Source organism: Sphingobium sp. ba1 (assembly GCF_000743655.1).
Lineage (GTDB): Bacteria > Pseudomonadota > Alphaproteobacteria > Sphingomonadales > Sphingomonadaceae > Sphingobium.
The window spans coordinates 1-2,463 of sequence record NZ_JPPQ01000063.1 but is presented as its reverse complement, the minus strand read 5'-3'; the positions used below and the strand labels follow the sequence as shown (position 1 = coordinate 2,463).

Sequence of the window (2,463 nt, the reverse complement as noted above, 5' to 3'; positions counted from 1 at the left end):
GTCGATCGTCATCGCGCGCTGGGCCTGGGGCCTGATGAAGGACACCGCCGCCATCCTGCTCGACACCGCCGAACCCGCGCTGACGGCCAAGGTCCGCGCGCTGGCCGAAACCGAAGGCGCCACCATCCGCGACCTCCACGTCTGGCGCATCGGCCCCCACGCCCACGCCGTCATCCTCAGCCTAGCCCCCGGCGCAAACGGTGCCGCCGTCCGCGCGCGCCTCCACGCGCTCCCCCGCATGGCCCATGTAACGGTGGAGTGCGGGTAGGCCTTGCCGATCAAATGTCGGCGAGCAGCGCCTCATAGTCGCGGCCGCCATAAAAAATGCCTACGAAAACAACCGCCTCACCCTCTACCAGATAGGCCATCGTGACACGCCGACGCCATGTGGTGGTACGTAGACCAGGACGGATGTCGTCGCGTGGGGTGCCACGAAGCGGAAAATCCGCAAAGGATTCCATGTGATCGAGGATAGCGGCGGTAAAACGCCGTGCAATATCGAGTGAAGATGCAACCGCGACATAATCGAAAATTACAGTTAATTGCGCGCGCGCTTCGGGTGTCAGAACAACATGATGGGGCACCGTCAGTCGTGCCGAACTGCCTGTTCATACCGTTGGGTCAGGTCATCGCGCATATCATCCAGCGTTATGCCGCTCCCAGGGTCAGCCCGGTAAGCGTCCAGTGCCGGTCCGACCTCGGCCCGCAACCATTGCTCCACCGCCCGGTCGCGCGCGCGCAATGCTCGCAAACCATCGCGGATGACTTCGCTTTCGCTCGCATATTCACCCGACGCCACTTTTGCCCGCACATCGTCGGCCATGTCATTGGGCAGGGTTACGCTCAGTTGCCGAGTGGTTCGCATAGCTTTTCCTTACACAGTAGGATTAAATCCTATTATTTAAGGAAAAGCAACTGCACTCACTGCCCCTTCACCGCATCCATGATCTGCCGCACCGGCGCGATGTCATAACCAGCCGCCGCCGCCTGCGCGGCCAGCACGTCGCCATCGTCGCCCGCCCGCGCGCGGGTCAGCGCCCATAGCAAGGTGCTGCGCGTGCCCGACCGGCAATAAGCGAGCATCTTGCCGCCTGCCTCCGTCTGTTCCAGCGCGCTCGCCATCTCGTCCAACTGCCATGGCGCGAAACCGCCATGCGCAACCGGCACCGCGACATAGGCGATGCCCGCCGCCTTGGCTGCGGCTTCGATCTCCGCGCCATTCACCTGTCCCGGTTCCTCGTCATCGGGGCGGTTGTTGACGATGATCGTCACGCCCCGCGCCTTGGCGTCGGCCACCTGATCCAGCGTGATCTGCGGCGAAACAAGGATGCGGTCGGTCAATTTGCGGAACATGGGGCTTCTCCTTTGGCACAGGCCATGCGCCGGTCAGGGTCAGGATTCAAGAGCGGCATTTCCGCCTGCTCGTTGCGCAAAGCCCTTCCAATGTAGGATTTCCGATGATCTACACTGTCGGATGAAACGCGCTCGCACCCCACCCCGCCCTGCATCCCGGATCGACCGTCGCGTGCCTGTCGCGTCACAGCCGTGTCACTGTCGCGCCGGTGTCGCGTTACCGGGTCTTCGGACGCACTTTACCGGCACTTTTCCAGCGCAATCGGCCGAAAAATGCGCCCACGACATCGTGAACTTGAATGCGACGCGGACCTGTGACCCTTGGCGCTACAGAAACGGCCGAATCGCCGCCAGGAAAGCGTCGCCCCAGGCGTCCAGCTTCTTCTGCCCCACGCCGCTGATCGTGCCGAGATCGCGGATCGAGGACGGCCGCTGTTCGGCCATTTCGCGCAGCGTTGAATCATGAAAGATCACATAGGGCGGCACGCCCGCCTCCTGCGCCAGTTCGCGGCGGCAGGCACGCAGCGCGTCGAACAGCGGATCGCCGACCGGGTTCGCGTCGGCGCCGTTGCGGGCATTGCGGGACCGTCGCTCGCGCTTGGGCGGGACCAGAATGCGAACTTCTTCCTCCCCGCGCAGGATGGGCCGCGCATTGGGGCCAAGCATCAGCCCGCCATGCTCTGTGGTCTCCAGCGCATCGCGCACCAGCAAAGCGCGCGAGACGGGACGCAGCAGCACCACCTCGTCCCCCGACACGATGCCATGGACCGAAATCTTGTCATGGCCGCGCTCGCGCACCTTGTCGTTGGGCGCGCCGGTCAGCACCGCCTCGATATGGCCGGACCCGAAACTCTGGCCGGTGCGATAGACGGCGGACAGATATTTGCGCGCCGTCTCGGTCGCGTCGATGCTGGCGGGCGGCGAGAGGCAATTGTCGCAATTGCCGCAGGTGGCGGGCGGATCTTCGCCGAAATGGCGCAGCAAGATGGCGCGGCGGCAGGTCGCGGTCTCGACCAGCGCGCCCAGCGCCGCGATCCGCGTGCGCTCGCCCTGCTGGCGGCTCTGCTCCAATTCCATGATCCGCTGGCGGGCGCGGGCGAAATCCTCCGC

4 protein-coding genes and 1 pseudogene are annotated in these 2,463 nt (G+C 64.6%); 1 reads left to right on the top strand and 4 read right to left on the bottom strand.

The features are described 5' to 3' along the window. Positions 1-268: pseudogene (locus IL54_RS02910) on the top strand (cation transporter); the annotation flags it as partial. A 10-nt stretch (positions 269-278) separates the two neighbouring features. Here IL54_RS02910 and IL54_RS02905 read toward each other — a convergent pair. From IL54_RS02905 to IL54_RS02890, 4 genes are all read right to left on the bottom strand, one after another. Continuing rightward, entirely contained in the window at positions 279-584 is a 306-nt protein-coding gene (locus tag IL54_RS02905; protein ID WP_037473089.1) for a type II toxin-antitoxin system RelE/ParE family toxin, read from the bottom strand. Positions 585-586: 2 nt separating this feature from the next. Further along, a complete protein-coding gene (locus tag IL54_RS02900; protein ID WP_037473087.1) occupies positions 587-865 on the bottom strand; it encodes a ribbon-helix-helix domain-containing protein in 279 nt (92 codons plus the stop codon). Positions 866-921: 56 nt separating this feature from the next. Further along, on the bottom strand, positions 922-1,353 hold the full coding sequence (locus tag IL54_RS02895; RefSeq protein ID WP_037473085.1) for a TIGR01244 family sulfur transferase: 432 nt from the start codon (positions 1,351-1,353) through the stop codon (positions 922-924). Positions 1,354-1,680: 327 nt separating this feature from the next. Then, the coding region (locus tag IL54_RS02890) for an RQC domain-containing protein (RefSeq protein WP_037473083.1) at positions 1,681-2,463 on the bottom strand (783 nt) is incomplete at its 5' end.